The sequence below is a fragment of the Zhenhengia sp. genome (genome assembly GCF_046966505.1).
In the GTDB taxonomy this organism is placed as follows: domain Bacteria; phylum Bacillota; class Clostridia; order Lachnospirales; family Cellulosilyticaceae; genus Zhenhengia; species Zhenhengia yiwuensis.
Genome location: NZ_JBKVCH010000002.1, coordinates 50,820 through 67,651 on the forward strand (window position 1 = coordinate 50,820; position 16,832 = coordinate 67,651).

Here is a 16,832-nt window from a genome sequence, read left to right on the forward strand (position 1 = left end):
AAATAATAACGCGCCTATTATCCATATACTTAAAGTTGAAATAAAAACATATTTTTTATTAAATCGATCTAGAAAATTTCCTCCACAAAGTAAAAAAACTAAATTACCCAAATAACTTATAGTTATAATCATAGAAAGTTGAGTCCTACTTAACTCATAGTAGTCTTGAAATACAATAGAGAATATGCCTCTTAGGCTATCACTCGCCCCTAAAACAATCATACAAATGCTAAAAGCAATAAACACTATATATGTCCTCTTACTGCTTATTTTATTTATCATCATTGCACCTATTTATCTAATAATTATTTACAATTTATTCTTATATCCGTTTAAACTGGGGCTGTCTATGCTCGTATGTAGTGATGTAATCAAACCCTGCACTTTTTACTACATCTAATCCAAGCTTTACTGCACATCCAATATGTCTTAAATAATGTGCATCACACCCCACTGTAATAATCTCTCCGCCACATTGCTTATAAAGTTTCACTAAATCTAAATCTGGCATAGATCTACCTATAGTCTGAAAAAAGCCAGAAGCATTGACTTCTATTCCCCTTCCTCTTTCAATTAAGATTTTATAAAGTCTTTCTATAGGCTCTTTAAATAAATTCATATTAGGATATATCTGCAATTGCTCATATAAGTATCTCATTGGATATGTAATATGTCCCATAACGTCAAAATCACATTTTATTGCCATCTCAATTAATATAATAGATAGGTTCAATTAAAGATAATATATTTTCCTGTCTATCTACACTTAAGTAAATAAAAATCCCTTCACTTAAAATCCTATCCTCACTATACCAAGATTCTTTTCGTGCCTCTTCTATCATCGATACTTTATCCCCATATATTTTTGCATCTTTTATATTTGAATAAACCATACAATTTCTAAACTTATTATAATCTTCTACACCTAGGCATTTTCTTACTTCTACTGTAACCTTTTTCCCCTTTACATAAGGGTTAGTATCCAACTCTTTATTTAGTAATTCATCTATAATAATCGTATTATCTGCTATCTGATGCAAACGATATTGGTACCTTAATAACCCCTCATTCATATTTGCTACATATTGTTTTACAATCTGTGAATAGGACTCACTTAGAGTTGCCTCTACCGAACTTGAAAGATGGCTAAATAACAATGAACCAATAATTCCAATTGGCACTATACTTACTATTAATGTAAAGAGTACTAACTGTACAAATATGGTATTAGAATGGAATAGATAAGTAGCAATCTTCCTCCTTATTTCTTTCATTAGCTTCCCCCTATGTAAACTAATCTAGCTCATAATGCTTCTCACATTTCTTATTATCAAGTTATATCATAGAACTCCTTTAAATTATCTAATTTTACCCTAAATTTGATATTATTTTTATCTAATTTTAATTTATACTTAAAACAGCAAAAAAGAGTGCACAGGAAATTCCTAATACACTCTTTCATTTTATTTATTCATGTTGTCCACAACATTGTTTGTATTTTTTACCACTACCACATGGACATAGGTCGTTACGGCCTACTTTTTCTTTTTTCACTACTGGCTGAGCACCTAAACTTTCATCTTTATGATTTGTAGCTGTAACTTTTACAACTGCTTCACGTTTAATTTCTTGATGAGGTTGTACACGGATGTGGAAAAGTGCTTTTACAGTTTCTTCTTGAATGTTTTCTGTCATTTCTTCGAAGATATCAAAGCTTAAGAAACGGTATTCAATAAGTGGGTCACGTTGACCATATGCTTGAAGGTTAATACCTTGACGCATTTGATCCATATTATCTAAGTGATCCATCCATTTTTGATCGATTACTTTAAGCATGATAACACGTTCGATCTCACGAAGTTGTTCACCAATTTCAGCTTCTTTACCTTCATAAAGCTCTACAGCTTTGCTGTAAAGAAGATCAATAAGAGAATCTGCACTAAGGTTTTGTTGTTCTTCTTTTGTGAATTCTACTTCTTCAAATGGAATGATTGTAGAAAGGTGATCCATCATTGCTGCCAGATTCCAGTCTTCTGCATATTCAATACCATTTGTAGCATTTGTTACAGCTTTAGTAATAGTATTTTTAGTCATTCTTAAAACGTTATCTCTAAGGTTTTCGTTTTTAAGTACTTTAAAACGTTCACCATAGATAACTTCTCTTTGATCATTCATAATTTTATCATACTCAAGAAGATGTTTACGAATACCAAAGTTATTGCTTTCTACTTTAGTTTGAGCTCTTTCAATTGCTTTTGAAAGGATTTTATGTTCAATTGGCTCATCGTCTGGAAGGCCAAGTGCATCAAACATTTTCATTGTTGTTTCTGGTACGAATAAACGCATAAGGTCATCTTCAAGTGCTAAGTAGAATCTTGATGCACCTGGGTCACCTTGACGTCCTGCACGACCACGAAGCTGATTATCAATACGTCTTGATTCATGACGTTCTGTACCTATGATTTTAAGACCACCAAGTTCTTGTACGCCTTCTTCAAGTTTAATATCTGTACCACGACCTGCCATGTTGGTTGCGATTGTTACAGCACCTTTTTTACCTGCCTCAGAGATAATTTCTGCCTCTTTTGCATGGTATTTCGCATTAAGTACTTGATGTCTAATGCCTTCTTTTTTAAGGAGTTTGCTAAGATGTTCTGATGTATCAATCGTTACGGTACCAACAAGAACTGGTTGTCCTTTTGCATGTGCTTCTTTAATATCTTCAATAACAGCTGCAAATTTTGCATCTTCTGTTTTGAATACCATATCTGGATAGTCCACACGTTGAATTGGTCTATTAGTAGGAATAACGATAACGTCCATTCCATAAATATCTCTAAATTCGCCTTCTTCTGTTAAAGCTGTACCTGTCATACCTGCTTTTTTATTATATTTATTGAAATAGTTTTGGAATGTAATAGTTGCAAGTGTTTGACTTTCCTTTTTAACTTCCACGCCTTCTTTAGCTTCAATAGCTTGGTGAAGACCATCTGAATAACGACGTCCATCCATAAGACGACCTGTAAATTCGTCTACAATTACGATTTCACCTTTTTCATCTACAATGTAGTCTTTTTCAAGATGCATTAAGTTATGTGCTTTAAGAGCGATGTTAATATGATGTTGAATTTCCATGTTGTCTGGATCTGCTAAGTTCTCAACACCAAAATATTGTTCTGCTTTTCTTACACCATCGGCAGTAAGTGTAACATTTCTTTCTTTCTCATTAACAATGAAATCGCCTTCTTCTTCAATCTCTTCTCGCATAAGAGATGCCATAGCACTTTCTTCTCCAAGAAGCTGACCTTTTTTAAGGCGTCTTACGAAGATATCTGCTGCTTTATAAAGATGAGTAGATTTTGAACCACTACCAGAAATAATAAGAGGTGTACGAGCCTCGTCAATAAGAACAGAGTCAACCTCATCGATTAAGGCATAGTTAAGTTCTCTTTGAACCATTTGCTCTGCATAAAGTACCATGTTATCACGAAGGTAATCGAAACCAAATTCATTGTTTGTACCGTAAGTAATATCACAGTTGTAAGCCTCGCGTCTTTCGTCATTTTCCATACCACTTAAAATACAACCTACTGAAAGACCAAGGAAATTATGAAGTTTACCCATTTCTTCAGCGTCACGATGTGCAAGGTAATCATTTACTGTAACAACGTGTACACCTTTACCTGTAAGGGCATTTAAATACGATGGAAGTGTAGCAACTAATGTTTTACCTTCCCCTGTTCTCATCTCTGCAATACGCCCATTATGAAGAATAACCCCACCTACAAGCTGTACTCTAAAGTGTTTCATCCCAAGTACACGCCAGCTTGCTTCACGACATACAGCATAAGCTTCTGGTAAAATATCGTCTAATGTTTCGCCTTTTGCTAAGCGTTCTTTAAATTCCCCTGTCTTAGCTTTAAGCTCATCATCTGTAAGCTTTTGCATTGCCTCATCATAAGACTCAATTTTAGCTACGATTGGCTCTATTCTTTTGAGCTCACGTTGTGAATGAGTCCCAAAAATTTTCTCTACTAAGTTCTTCAAAATCTTCACCTTCTTCTTTCTATGTTATGTATATAGATAATTGATATTATATCCTGTCATTCTCTAATAAAACGCTAACTCTAAGTATATCAAATATTATACACTATTACAACTATCCCTATTATCCAATTATAGCCATAATCAATCCCACTCTTCTTTTAGTTATGAAAATAAATTTCATTTTTTGTTCATATTTTATTCATTGATTTTCTTATGATTTCGATATATAGTTAGTTGACTAACTATTTTCAAAGGAGGCTATTATGTCTGCTCCAGATACCATTAATCATTTAATTTTTGAAATTGCACGCTTTAGTTTTAGCCAAAGCCACCCTATTCTTGAAAAGTATGGCCTTTACCCCGGGCAACCTAGACTCTTACTTTGCCTCTATCATGAAAACGGAGTAAGTCAGGGCACTTTAGCTGAAAAGCTTCAAGTAAAAGCTTCAACCATTACCATGGCTATTAAGCGCCTGGAACGTGGTGGCCTTCTTCGCAAAGCCTGTGATACTGAGGATAAACGTGTATGTAGAATTTTCCTAACTGATAAAGGATATTCTGTATGTAGGGAGTTAAAACTAATTCATGATAGTCAAGAAGCTCTTTACACAGAAAACTTTAGCATAGAAGAGAAAATCATTCTTAAGCGCCTGCTTATGCAGGTACGCCAAAATTTAATAGATGCTGAGTTGAAAGGAGATGAATAAAAATTGCTTAGACTAGCTAAGTATTTAAAACCTTATTTAGGTACTGCACTCTTAACTTTATTATTACTTTTTTTACAAACCATTGCCAACCTTTTCCTACCCGCACTTATGTCTAAAATCGTAGACGTAGGTATTGGTACAGGAGATACAGGTTATATTCTACGCATAGGTCTATTAATGCTTCTTGTAGCCCTTATAGGAAGTGCTTTAATGGTATTTGCCAACCTTAATTCTGCTAAGGTGGCTATGGGCTTTAGCCGTGACCTGAGAACGGATTTATTCATTAAGGTGGAGTCTTTCTCACTAGGTGAATTTAACACGCTCGGTACCTCTTCCCTTATTACCCGTACTACCAACGATATTACACAAGTTCAGCAAGTTGTACTTATGTCCTTACGTATGATGGTAACTGCACCTTTAATGGTTATTGGTGGGCTTATTATGGCTCTTTCTACTAACTTAGAGCTTTCTGTTATTCTACTTATTTCAATTCCTATTTTAGTAGTAGTCATCTTGCTTGTAGCACGTTCTGGTATGCCTCTTTTTAAATCTATGCAAGTAAAGCTTGATAAACTTAATTTAGTATTACGCGAGAATTTAACAGGTATTCGTGTTATTCGTGCTTTTAACAAAGTACCTTATGAACAAAAACGTTTTGATGATGCTAATAGTGACCTTATGCAGACAGCCATCAAGGTTAACAAAATTATGGCTGTTCTTATGCCTAGTATGATGATTATTATGAACTTAACTTCTGTAGCCCTTATCTGGTTCGGTGGTATTCGTATTCAGGCTGGTGCCTTTGAAGTAGGTAGCCTTATTGCCTTTATTCAATACGTTATGCAAATTATGATGGCCCTTGTAATGGTAACTATGATGTTTGTGCTTATTCCAAGAGCAGCTGCTTCTGCTGAACGCATCAACGAAGTACTTGAAACACCTTTTGAGATTCAAGATAGCGTATCTGGTGATGTAGACTGCAAGATACATGGCGAAGTTACTTTTAAAGATGTGACCTTTGCATATCCTAACAGCGAAGAGCCTGCTTTAACACATATTACCTTTGATACAAAACCGGGAAAGACAACGGCTATTATCGGAGGTACAGGTTCTGGTAAATCTACACTTATTAGTCTTATTCCAAGATTCTATGATGTCACATCCGGTCAACTATTAGTAGATGGCATAGACGTCAAAGATATGACTCAGGCACAGCTTCGCAAAAAAATTGGGCTTGTACCACAGAAGGCTATTCTTTTTAATGGTACAATCCGTGACAATATGAAATATGGTAAAGAAGATGCCACAGATGAAGAAATCTGGCAGGCACTTGAAGTGGCACAAGCACGTGACTTCGTATCTGAAATGGAAGATGGCCTAGATAGCTATATCGCTCAAGGTGGTTCTAATGTGTCTGGTGGTCAGAAGCAACGTCTTTGTATTGCACGCGCCCTCATTCGTAAGCCTGAAATCTATATTTTTGATGATAGTTTCTCTGCCCTTGACTTTAAGACAGATGCTAAACTTAGAAAAGCCCTTAAGCATGAAACAACTAACTCTGCTGTCATCCTTGTAGCTCAACGCGTAAGTACTATTATGGACGCAGATGAAATCCTTGTACTTTACGACGGCAAAATTGTAGGCCAAGGTACACATAAAGAGCTTCTTAATACTTGTGATGTCTATAAAGAAATTGCTCTATCTCAGCTTTCAAAGGAGGAGATTGAAAATGGAAAATAAGCCAAAACGTCCAGGTGGTCATGGTGGCCCTATGGGCCATGGCATGGTTCTAGGTGGTGCCAAAGCTAAAGATTTCAAGGGTTCTATGAAACGTCTTTTAAATTATTTAAAACCTATGTTTCCAAGACTCATCCTTATTTTTGTCCTTGCTGGTCTCAGTACTTTATTTGCTGTTGCAAGCCCTAAAATCCTTGGTAGTGCTACCAATACTATTGTGGAAGGTGTTGCTAGAATCACAAGTGGTACTGGTGGTATAGACTTTACTGCTCTTAGTAAAATTCTTATGCTACTTGCTGGGTTCTATATTCTAAGTGCTTTCTTTAACTATTTACAGCAATACCTTATGGCAGGTGTAGCCCAAAGTACAGTCTTTACACTTCGTAAAGATGTGAATGCTAAACTTGCACGTCTTCCACTAAAATATTTTGACAGCCATCCTCATGGTGATGTTTTAAGTACCATTACGAATGACGTGGATAACATTAGTAATACCCTTCAACAAAGTATTACACAGCTTATTACTTCTGCTGTTACCCTCATTGGTGTAACGGTGATGATGTTCAGTATTAGTACACTTCTTACAGTTGTCATTTTAATTACTTTACCTTTAGGTATTTTTGTCATTAGGCCGATTATTGGAAGATCTCAGAAATACTTCTCAGGTCAACAAAATGCACTAGGAGCTTTAAATGGTCATATTGAAGAAATGTATACAGGTCACCGCGTTGTAAAAGCTTTTGGACATGAAAAAGAATCCGTGGATACTTTTATTAAAATTAATGATGAACTTTATGAATCAGGTTGGAAAGCTCAGTTTATGTCTGGTCTTGTTATGCCCCTTATGGGCCTCGTTAACAACCTTGGCTATGTAGTTATCTCAGTAGTTGGTGGACTTCTTGCTGTTACAGGACGTCTCTTAATTGGTGATATCCAAGCTTTCATTCAGTATTCTAGACAGTTTACTCAACCTATCAATCAGCTTGCTAACATTGCGAATATCCTTCAATCTACTGTAGCTTCTGCTGAAAGGGTATTTGAAGTATTAGATGAACAAGAAGCTGTGCCAGAAACTCAACGTCCTGTTCATATTGAAAAACCTAAAGGTAGTGTAACATTTGAACATGTTGCCTTCGGCTATGAAGAAGACCACCTTCTTATGAAAGATATGAATATTGATGTAGAACCAGGTCAGACTATTGCTATTGTAGGTCCTACTGGTGCTGGTAAGACTACACTTATTAACCTCCTTATGCGTTTCTATGAAGTAAATGGCGGTAAGATTAAAGTAGATGGTGTGGATATTACAGATTTAACACGTGAGGAGCTTCGCCATTTATTTGGTATGGTACTCCAAGATACCTGGCTCTTTAAAGGTACCATTAAGGATAATATTGCTTATGGTAAGGAAGATGCTACCTTTGAAGATGTAGTTAATGCTGCTAAAGCTGCTCATGCAGACCACTTTATTCGTACATTACCTCAAGGCTATGATACTATCCTTAACGAAGAGGCTTCTAACATTTCTCAAGGTCAGAAACAACTTCTTACTATTGCACGTGCTATCCTTGCTAACCCTGCTATTCTTATTCTAGATGAAGCAACAAGTAGTGTAGATACACGTACAGAAAGTTATATTCAAAATGCTATGACACGTCTTATGGAAGGCCGTACAAACTTTGTTATTGCCCATAGACTTTCAACTATTAAAGATGCTGATAAGATTCTTGTTATGAAAGCTGGTACTGTTGTGGAACAAGGTACTCATGAAGAGCTCCTTAGTCAAGGTGGCCTTTATGCTGATCTTTATAACAGCCAATTCGATCAATCAGCTTAATAAAATAACACAAAAAGAGCTGATGCTACTCTCCTACACCGAAAGGATAGCATCAGCTTTTTTGTTTAATAAATTACTTTATAGCAAGTTATCGTGTACATACTTTTGCACAGTACTAGGTGGCAATTCGCCTTCTATAGACAAATAATAGTGTCTAATAGGCTGTAAAGTTTCATCAAATTCATAAATTAAAGGCGTTCCTGTAGGGATATTAAGATTGGCTACGCCATCACTTGAAAGATTATCTAAGTATCTAACTAGTGCTCTTAAAGTATTACCATGTGCAGATATAATAATCTTTTTACCTACTTTAAGACTTGGTAAAATATGTTCTTCCCATTCTTCCCGTACACGTTTTTCTGTATCTGCCAAATTCTCCGTAAGAGGAAGTTCCTCTTTGGTAAGTCCCTGATATTTTATATCATTTCCTGGATATCTAGTATCTTCTGTTGTAAGAGGTGGCGGACTAATATTTACAAAGCGCCTCCACTCATGCACCTGCTCCTCGCCATATTTATCTATAGTCTCCTGCTTATTAAGTCCTTGAAGCATACCATAGTGCCGCTCATTGAGCCTCCAGGACTTCTGCACAGGAATCCACATTAAATCCATTTCATGCAAAATAATCCATAAGGTGCGGATAGCTCGCTTTAACATAGAGGTATAAGCCTCATCAAAAGTAAAACCATGTTGTTTCAGAACAATCCCTGCTTTTCTTGCTTCTATAAGACCATTTTCTGAGAGCTCTACATCTGTCCAGCCTGTAAATTTATTTTGCTGATTCCACATACTTTCTCCGTGCCTAATAAGTACTAATTGAATCACCTTTTCACTCCTTTCACCTCGTTATAGTTTTTCACCTCCTATCCATTCTATGTAAATAAGTCCAAAAAGAGCACAAAAAGCCCTGTAAACTCACTCTTCATGAGCCCACAGGGCTTGTATTTATTAGCAGGTTAAAATTTTGTATCCATCTTCTGTTACAAGTACCATGCTTTCCCATTGTGCAGAAAGTTTATTATCTGCTGTATAAATCGTCCAGCCATTTTTCTTATCTTCCCTTACACGTGCTGTTCCTATATTCACCATCGGTTCAATCGTAAAGATCATACCTGGCTCAAGCCTAATACCTGTACCCGCACGGCTTACATGGCTTACATAAGGGTCCTCATGAAATTCTAAGCCTATACCATGTCCTCCAATTTCTCGTACTACACTATAGCCATTTGCTCTAGCATGCGCTAAAATGGCTGCACCAATATCACCTAAGTGAGCGTTTGGCTTAACCGTTTCTATACCTTTTTGCATACACTCACGTGTTACTTCTACAAGTTTTCTAGCTTCCTCACTTACCTCACCAATCATAAACATACGAGAAGCATCAGAGAAGTATCCTTTATAAATAGTAGATACATCTACGTTAATAATATCGCCATCTTTAAGGACAACATCTTTACTTGGAATACCATGACATACTTCATGATTAATAGAAGTACATACACTCTTTGGAAAACCACAGTAGTTAAGTGGTGCTGGAATAGCTCCATGCGCTACTGTAAAGTCATGTACAAGTTTATTAATATCTTCTGTTGTCATACCAGCTTTAATATGTGCTGCTACATGATCTAAAACGGCTGTATTAATGTTTGCACTTTCTATAATGCCTTCTATTTGTTGTTTTGTTTTAATTAAACCCATTTTTCATTCCTTCTATCTATTTCTATTTTTATTTTGTTTAACTCGTAATACTCCTGAACTACTCCTATTATAATATAGATTATGCTTGTCATCATTAATATTTCATCTATCACGCTACTTTTGCCTTATGCATAGTAAGGTGTTGCACTAACACAATAATCCTATTATTGAAAAGGTGCATGAGTTACATAAGAAAATGAAGCCACCCTTATAAAGTGCGTAAGCAAATCCCGTCCCCAATAGAGCTTTAGGAATCATACCTCTAAAAAGCATCTCTTCACATAGAGCTGGTATAACGGCTACAACTAAAAGATTAATCCAGAAGTCAAACATTTTGGTAAGGAACACTAAAGCTAGAATCAGAAAACCTACATTAGATAAAAGAACCCTAGCCATTATCCCGAAGGCATCTTGGAAAGTAAGTTCACTTTTAATAAGCTCTTCTATTCTCTTCTTAACTTCCTACAGCTTCCTTTCATACAGTCTACCAAAAATCTCAAGAATTTCTCTAGGGGATAATCTACCATATCGCTTACTATTTCCTGATAAGTAACCTATAAGTTGTTTTGCATTATTCTTATCTTCCCTATAAGCTCTGCCTGCTATTTTAATAATCCCACTTGTAGGTGTCAAAATACCTCCCTTACTTCTTACTTGAACTCTTTTCATTATATCAAACGAACCGAATATATTAAATCTTACTTTTTACAATAATTCTAAGCTTAAAATCATATCCTAATGATAGCCTGTTATAACGTTTACTGCTATAATACAAAGTATTGTTAGAATATAATGAGGTGCTTAATATGAAAAACTTAAAAATTTATTTTACATCTGACGTTCATGGATATGTTTATCCAACAGATTATAGAGATCAGGAATTAAAACCACAAGGCTTCCTATGCATGATGGAGCAATTTAAAAAGGACGGAAATACACTTGTTATCGATGGTGGCGATACAATCCAAGGCTCTCCTTTTACAACTTATATAAGTCGTCTAGGCCTTCCAAAAAATCCAATTGCTGAAGTAATGAACAAAGCAGGCTATGATTACATTACTTTAGGTAACCATGATTTTAACTATGGCTATGATTATTTAAAAAGCTACCTTGATTATATCGATGCCAAATGCCTTTGTACCAACGTAGAGGATAAACTTAATCAACTTCCAATTAAGCAACATGCTATTCATACACTTGAAAATGGCCTTAAAGTAGGAATTATTGGTGTAAGCACAGAGTTCATTCCTGTATGGGAAAAACCTGAAAACCTTAAAAATTTTACTGTAAGTGCTACACTTGATAGTATTCGCCCTTCTTATGAAGCGCTTAGAGGTGAGGTAGACCTTTTAATCGGTATTTACCATGGTGGTATTGAATATGACCTTGAAACAAATCGTAAACTTAGTGATTCTAAAGAAAACTTAGCTTATGCAATCTGCGAAGCTTTTGATTTTGATGTACTTCTTACAGGTCATCAACATATTGCACTTGCAGACAAAAACATTGCAGGTACCCATATTGTGCAAACACCTCAATACGGTACACAATTTGCCGAGGTAGATGTAACAGTCAGCGAAGAAGGCGTAATCACAAGTACTTCTAAACTAGTATCTACAGGCCTTACTTATAACAAAGCACTTTACGATGAGCTTATGCCTCTTGAATCTGCACTCCAAACATGGCTTGATGAGCCCGTTGGCTTCCTAGATACAGATCTTGTACCTGGTAACCACTTAGAGATGTCTTTAAATGGCACATACCTTGCTAACTTTATCAACCAAGTGCAATTAGAAAGAAGCGGTGCTGATATTGCCTGCACATCTTTTGCTAATAGTGTAAAAGGATTTAACAAAGAAGTAACTGTACGTGATATTGTATCTACTTACATCTTCCCAAATACTTTAATTGTACTTGAAGTAACAGGTTCTGTTGTGAAAGCAGCCCTTGAGAACAGTGCAAGCTACTTCCACATAGAAAATGGTGAGATTTCAGTATCTGATAAATTCCTTAAACCTAAAGTATCTCACTATAACTATGATTACTTCGCACCACTTTGCTATACCTTCGACCTTACTAAACCAGTGGGTGAACGTGTAGTATCCATGAGTCTAAATGGCAAAGAAGTAGGTCCTAACGATATCCTTACACTTGCTATGAACAATTACCGTTACAGCGGTGTAGGTGGCTATGATATGTACCCTGCATGTAAAGTTGTTAAAGAAATTCTTGTAGAAATGCCTGAGATCATCATTGACTACTTTATGCAACATAAAAATGTAACTGTCGATAAAAATAAATATATTACGATTCTTAAATAAACATAAGGGAGATAGATATACATAATCTATCTCCCTTATGTTTATTGTTCCCTTTTCGCTTTTGCTTTAGCTTCTTCTTCTGATTGAATCTCTGGTTTAATCCATTTTAAATGATAAATACCATTTTCGATAAATTCATCTTCATAGTATTCTTCAAGTTCAATCTGTCTATCTCTTAGTTCTGCATTAGTCATATCTGGATTTTCATCACCAAGTTCGTTAAGGGCTTGTCTTCTTGCCATACGTACTACAAGCTCTTCCCAGAACACTTTATCTTCGTACGCATCAATATAGTCATTGATTTCGCTGTTTTCATAAGCTCTTGTTGGCATATACTCTTTAAATTCTTCATCAAATTCAATATAATCTTCAAGCCCAAACTCTTTTGCCATAGCAAAAATTTTTTGTTCCAGTTCTGCATGAGGTGCGATACGCTCATCCACTTCACGCATACCATTTATAAGTAGATTTCCTGCATAAACTAAATCAAGTAAAACTTTAAATTCTTCCTTCGTGCATTTAATTTCCATTTTTCCACATCCTTCAAGGTTATTCAAATAGTGTTAAATTTGTTCTATCACCGTACTTGGTTCTAAAGCATTTAAATTCTGCCCGCTTCTTCTGTCATTGGTAATCTTAAAGTCAAATTGTTTTCCTAAACGATTAAGTAGTGTAATAGTACCTTCCATATTACCATTTATATGCACTACTTATATTTTAATCTCGCTATGCATTAGCATTCAATACATTTTCAAAAATTTTATCTATTTTTACTATAATTTATTCAGAATCTTAACTTTTAGAGAGATTATTAAAAAGGGGCTGTTGCAACAGCCCCTTAAGGTTTTATTCTTCGATTAAAGATAGAGCAACTTCCATCATTTGAGTAAACTTAGTTTGACGTTCCTCTGCTGTTGTTGCTTCTCCTGTAAATGGACAGTCTGAAATAGTACAAATTGTAAGTGCTTTTTTACCTGCACGTGCAGCATTCATATAAAGTGCAGCTGCTTCCATTTCTACTGCTAGTACACCCATTTTTTGCCATGACTTAAGTCTTAAACTATCATCATAGAATGTATCACTTGAGTATAAGTTACCAACTTTATAAGTGTAACCTAAACGTTCAGCTTCTAATACTGCTTTTTGCACAAGGTCAAATGATGCAATTGGTGCATAGCGACCTGGTAATAAGTATTGATCCTCATAGTTTGAATTTGTACAAGCACCCATACCGATTACAATATCTCCAATATGAAGCGTTTCATCGATAGCACCTGCTGAACCGATACGAATAATATTTTCTACACCATAGAAGTTATATAATTCATAAGTATAAATTCCGATTGATGGTATACCCATACCGTGTCCTTGTACTGATACACGTTTACCTTTATAAGTCCCTGTATAACCGTACATACCTCTTACAGAGTTGTACTGAACAACATCCTCTAAATACGTATCTGCTAAGAATTTTGCACGTAATGGGTCTCCAGGCATTAATACTGTTTTTGCAATATCGCCTAATTTTGCGCCGTTATGTGGAGTTGGTGTACTCATAAGTATCCTCCTAATATATATATAATTTTATCTACCTCTTAAATGTATCATGTCACGGATTAACTGTTCAAGGTAGACAAAGCCTACTGTAACATTTTACCTTCTAAATAAAAAACGTGCAAGTTATATACCTGCACGTTTAGTTTTATTTTAATCTATAATAGGCTCAATTAATCCATAAGTTCCATTTTTACGTTTATAGACTACATTAACTTCCTCAGTATGAGCATCTCTATAAACAAAGAAATTATGCCCTACAAGTTCCATTTGCATAATAGCTTCTTCTGTATCCATAGGTTTAATCGCAAATTTCTTTTTTCGATTTATTTTTAGCAGCTCTTCTGGCTCTGTATCCATAGATGCAAATGCATCGGAAAGTCCTGCAATGCTTCCTCCGCTTCGATGTCTACGTCTTAATTTATTTTTAAAACGTACAATTTGTCTTTCAATAATAGCCACGGCATCATCAATAATGGCATACATATCTTTGCCCTCTACTTCACCTCTTAAAATTTGTCCATTGAAAGGAATTGTAATCTCAATGATGTGTCTTAGCTTTTCTACACTTAACATTACTTGTACTTCTGTTTGATCATTAAAATACTTATCTAGTTTATGAAGTTTATCTTCTACGGCATATTCAAGGCCTTTTGTAACCTCTATATTTTTACCTATAATGTTGTATTTCATATGTATCTCTCCTTTCAATCAACTGCCTGTTAACAGGTAAGTTATACTATATATATTCGATAAGATATGCTAAAATCCTCTTTTTGAATAAAGTTTTTTATAATTTTATGTGTTATTTTATATTAGCCTCTTCATCTCTATATAGAGGCTGAAAAGGCTATATTTGCTATACTGATTTCTTATAGTATTTCTTTTATTCGTTATCAGCTGTACTATCTACGTTACTTGTATCAGCCTCTGTGCTATCTACCTCTGCACTATCTACCTCTGTACTATCTGCCTCTGTACTATCTGCCTCTGTACTTCCTGCTTCAGTTGTATCTGCATCAGTTGTAGTTCCAGCACTTGTTTCAGTACCTGTAGGTTCTTCTGATGTTGGTGCACATCCCACAAATGCAGCTGCACTAATTGAGGCCAATGCAATAAATAATAATTTCTTCATAGTATATAACCCTCCAATTCAAAATAAATTTAGATTCTTATGCAAATTTTTAATGACTATGGCAGAAGTATAGGCATTTCCTATGTAGTTCATGTAAAGAAATGCACTATAAATTGTATATAATATATATATAAATCTTATCTAATTTATTAACATTCTATATACAACATTAAGGTTCATAAAATCTTGCACTCTAATATCAAATTCTTCTTAGTAACTATACCTATCAACTAAGTATTTTATTACTTTCTATTACTTAACAAAAAATCTATTTTTTCTTAATATTTCTCTCACTTTCTTCATACTTACTTTATTAGCAAGTCAATTCCTTATTTAATTTTCCTCCTAAAAAAAACTTAGTACACATTAATGTGTACTAAGTTTTTTTAATCTTCAAATATGAAAAGTTGTTCGATAGGTATTTCTACGACTTTTGAAATATCAATGGCAAGCTTAAGTGACGGGTTATATTTCCCTGCTTCTAATCTCATAATTGTCTCTCTTCTTACTCCCACTTTTTCTGCTAACTGTTCCTGAGTCAGTTCTTTCATTAATCTATATTTCTTTAATGTACATATAAACTCTGGCATAATCTTTATTCCTTATTCTCATAGTAGTAGAGTAACCCTAGTGGCAGAGAAATCTGTAGGGCCCATAAAAGAGCTAGTGCTGCAACTAAAAAGGTATATGCTATTTCTATTCCCCTTTGTGATACCCAGTTGACCGTAATAATAAGTATAAATGCCATCGATACGTGTGTTATTTTGCTCGCCGTCGCTACTGCTCTTTGCTCATTATATTGAAAGCGCTCATCTCTTAACGTATTAGACATCTTACCTTCAAAATAGAATCCAAAAAATCCAAAGAAACCTAAAAATAAAAGTGCATTAGGATTACTTAATTCTATATAGAGTATGGGTGATATAAATCCTAGTAACCCTAATAACCCTAACCAAGGGCTAATTTTTCGTGTCCTAGTCGTATCTCTTTTCATAAAGCACCTCCTTATAAGTGATATATTTGTATCTTTATGTGATAAATATATCACTTATATTTAAAGACGTCAATGCTTCTTAATAGAAAATTTCCTCTCTATTCTAGATGTGGCGTTTCAGCATAGGCTTTAATCGTCCCCCTCCCTTCTTCTAGTTCTACAATACTTAAACTTGTCTGAGATACAAAAGGTTCGTTCCATAACTCGGCCACTTCTCTCTCATCCCATAAGCTCATAATATGCTTAAGTGTAATGGTATGGGTTACTAATAAGATATTCCCTTCTTGATGCTGCTCTATGAGTTCTTGTATAAAGCTATAGGCTCTATCTCTTGTATTAAAGAAACTTTCCCCTCCCTGTGGTTTATAAAGATGTGGTTCATGCCAAAAGTGATAGGACTCTATAGGGTCTAGCCTTTCTACTTCTTCAAAAGTAGAGCCCTCCCATATACCTATATTCATTTCTCTAAGCCTTACTTCTTTTATAATGGGTACATCTCTTCCTTCCATAATGGTACATGCTGTTTCATAAGCACGGTTACTATCACTTACAAACACCTTCTCAAAAGGAATATTCTTTAAATAGTTTCCAAGAGCCTGTGCCTGCTTACGCCCTTTCTCTGTAAGCGGTGAGTCTTTATGCCCCTGCATCCTCTTTTGTATATTCCATTCGGTTTCTCCATGTCTTGTTATGTATAATGTAAGCATCTTAATCCTCCCTTATTTTAATAAAAATATTGTAGTACTTATACCCCCTTAAGGCAATTCCTGTATATACTATTAATAGCCTAGATAGTATAATA

Annotated in this window: 19 protein-coding genes; 4 read left to right on the forward strand and 15 right to left on the reverse strand. The window is 35.1% G+C overall.

Annotated elements, in window-relative coordinates; genetic code table 11:
* Nucleotides 1-322: 322 nt before the first annotated feature.
* The 3 genes from ACLTBU_RS02675 to secA all read right to left on the reverse strand — a co-directional run bounded on the left by ACLTBU_RS02675 (nt 323) and on the right by secA (nt 4,047).
* Nucleotides 323-679 (reverse strand): hypothetical protein, encoded by a 357-nt coding sequence (locus tag ACLTBU_RS02675; RefSeq protein ID WP_412217413.1) that lies wholly within the window; start codon nt 677-679, stop codon nt 323-325.
* A gap of 28 nt (nt 680-707) precedes the next feature.
* Nucleotides 708-1,274 carry a hypothetical protein gene (locus ACLTBU_RS02680; RefSeq protein WP_412217416.1) on the reverse strand — a complete coding sequence of 189 codons (567 nt, stop codon included), beginning with the start codon at nt 1,272-1,274 and terminating at the stop codon, nt 708-710.
* Nucleotides 1,275-1,467: 193 nt separating this feature from the next.
* The gene (gene secA / locus ACLTBU_RS02685; RefSeq protein ID WP_412217419.1) at nt 1,468-4,047 is read right to left on the reverse strand and encodes a preprotein translocase subunit SecA; all 2,580 of its coding nucleotides are present in this window, start codon (nt 4,045-4,047) and stop codon (nt 1,468-1,470) included.
* Nucleotides 4,048-4,310: 263 nt separating this feature from the next.
* Between secA and ACLTBU_RS02690 the strand changes: the two genes are divergently transcribed.
* From ACLTBU_RS02690 to ACLTBU_RS02700, 3 genes are read left to right on the forward strand one after another with little or no spacing between them, the layout of a single operon-like run.
* Nucleotides 4,311-4,754 (forward strand): MarR family winged helix-turn-helix transcriptional regulator, encoded by a 444-nt coding sequence (locus ACLTBU_RS02690; RefSeq protein WP_249333236.1) that lies wholly within the window; start codon nt 4,311-4,313, stop codon nt 4,752-4,754.
* A gap of 3 nt (nt 4,755-4,757) precedes the next feature.
* On the forward strand, nt 4,758-6,494 hold the full coding sequence (locus ACLTBU_RS02695; protein WP_412217423.1) for an ABC transporter ATP-binding protein: 1,737 nt from the start codon (nt 4,758-4,760) through the stop codon (nt 6,492-6,494).
* Nucleotides 6,484-8,328 (forward strand): ABC transporter ATP-binding protein, encoded by a 1,845-nt coding sequence (locus tag ACLTBU_RS02700; RefSeq protein ID WP_412217426.1) that lies wholly within the window; start codon nt 6,484-6,486, stop codon nt 8,326-8,328. Before ACLTBU_RS02695 ends, ACLTBU_RS02700 begins: the two co-directional genes overlap by 11 nt.
* Before the next feature lie 78 nt (nt 8,329-8,406).
* Here ACLTBU_RS02700 and gpmA read toward each other — a convergent pair whose 3' ends face one another.
* The 4 genes from gpmA to ACLTBU_RS02720 all read right to left on the reverse strand — a co-directional run bounded on the left by gpmA (nt 8,407) and on the right by ACLTBU_RS02720 (nt 10,659).
* The gene (gpmA, locus tag ACLTBU_RS02705; protein ID WP_412217429.1) at nt 8,407-9,153 is read right to left on the reverse strand and encodes a 2,3-diphosphoglycerate-dependent phosphoglycerate mutase; all 747 of its coding nucleotides are present in this window, start codon (nt 9,151-9,153) and stop codon (nt 8,407-8,409) included.
* 123 nt (nt 9,154-9,276) lie between these two features.
* Entirely contained in the window at nt 9,277-10,026 is a 750-nt protein-coding gene (gene map / locus ACLTBU_RS02710) for a type I methionyl aminopeptidase (protein ID WP_177670838.1), read from the reverse strand.
* Between the two features lie 147 nt (nt 10,027-10,173).
* The gene (locus ACLTBU_RS02715) at nt 10,174-10,422 is read right to left on the reverse strand and encodes a type II CAAX prenyl endopeptidase Rce1 family protein (RefSeq protein ID WP_412217433.1); all 249 of its coding nucleotides are present in this window, start codon (nt 10,420-10,422) and stop codon (nt 10,174-10,176) included.
* A gap of 66 nt (nt 10,423-10,488) precedes the next feature.
* Nucleotides 10,489-10,659, reverse strand: coding sequence for a hypothetical protein (locus ACLTBU_RS02720; protein ID WP_177670836.1), 171 nt, complete (start codon nt 10,657-10,659; stop codon nt 10,489-10,491).
* Between the two features lie 173 nt (nt 10,660-10,832).
* Here ACLTBU_RS02720 and ACLTBU_RS02725 point away from each other — a divergent pair, with 173 nt between their 5' ends.
* Nucleotides 10,833-12,347: a bifunctional metallophosphatase/5'-nucleotidase gene (locus ACLTBU_RS02725; protein ID WP_412217435.1), complete on the forward strand. Its 1,515-nt coding sequence runs from the start codon at nt 10,833-10,835 to the stop codon at nt 12,345-12,347.
* A gap of 41 nt (nt 12,348-12,388) precedes the next feature.
* On the opposite strand, the gene ACLTBU_RS02730 is transcribed toward ACLTBU_RS02725, so the two are convergent.
* From ACLTBU_RS02730 to ACLTBU_RS02765, 8 genes are all read right to left on the reverse strand, one after another.
* A complete protein-coding gene (locus ACLTBU_RS02730) occupies nt 12,389-12,877 on the reverse strand; it encodes a hypothetical protein (protein WP_177670832.1) in 489 nt (162 codons plus the stop codon).
* A gap of 33 nt (nt 12,878-12,910) precedes the next feature.
* A complete protein-coding gene (locus ACLTBU_RS02735; protein ID WP_283246226.1) occupies nt 12,911-13,036 on the reverse strand; it encodes a hypothetical protein in 126 nt (41 codons plus the stop codon).
* Between the two features lie 157 nt (nt 13,037-13,193).
* The gene (gene deoD / locus ACLTBU_RS02740; RefSeq protein ID WP_177670829.1) at nt 13,194-13,904 is read right to left on the reverse strand and encodes a purine-nucleoside phosphorylase; all 711 of its coding nucleotides are present in this window, start codon (nt 13,902-13,904) and stop codon (nt 13,194-13,196) included.
* Between the two features lie 150 nt (nt 13,905-14,054).
* Nucleotides 14,055-14,594, reverse strand: coding sequence for a ribosome hibernation-promoting factor, HPF/YfiA family (gene hpf, locus ACLTBU_RS02745; RefSeq protein WP_177670827.1), 540 nt, complete (start codon nt 14,592-14,594; stop codon nt 14,055-14,057).
* A 193-nt stretch (nt 14,595-14,787) separates the two neighbouring features.
* Nucleotides 14,788-15,036 (reverse strand): hypothetical protein, encoded by a 249-nt coding sequence (locus ACLTBU_RS02750; protein WP_412217439.1) that lies wholly within the window; start codon nt 15,034-15,036, stop codon nt 14,788-14,790.
* Between the two features lie 386 nt (nt 15,037-15,422).
* The gene (locus ACLTBU_RS02755) at nt 15,423-15,626 is read right to left on the reverse strand and encodes a helix-turn-helix transcriptional regulator (protein ID WP_249333241.1); all 204 of its coding nucleotides are present in this window, start codon (nt 15,624-15,626) and stop codon (nt 15,423-15,425) included.
* Between the two features lie 5 nt (nt 15,627-15,631).
* Nucleotides 15,632-16,030, reverse strand: coding sequence for a DUF3796 domain-containing protein (locus ACLTBU_RS02760; protein ID WP_177670821.1), 399 nt, complete (start codon nt 16,028-16,030; stop codon nt 15,632-15,634).
* A 98-nt stretch (nt 16,031-16,128) separates the two neighbouring features.
* Nucleotides 16,129-16,737: a histidine phosphatase family protein gene (locus tag ACLTBU_RS02765; protein ID WP_177670819.1), complete on the reverse strand. Its 609-nt coding sequence runs from the start codon at nt 16,735-16,737 to the stop codon at nt 16,129-16,131.
* Nucleotides 16,738-16,832: the final 95 nt, after the last annotated feature.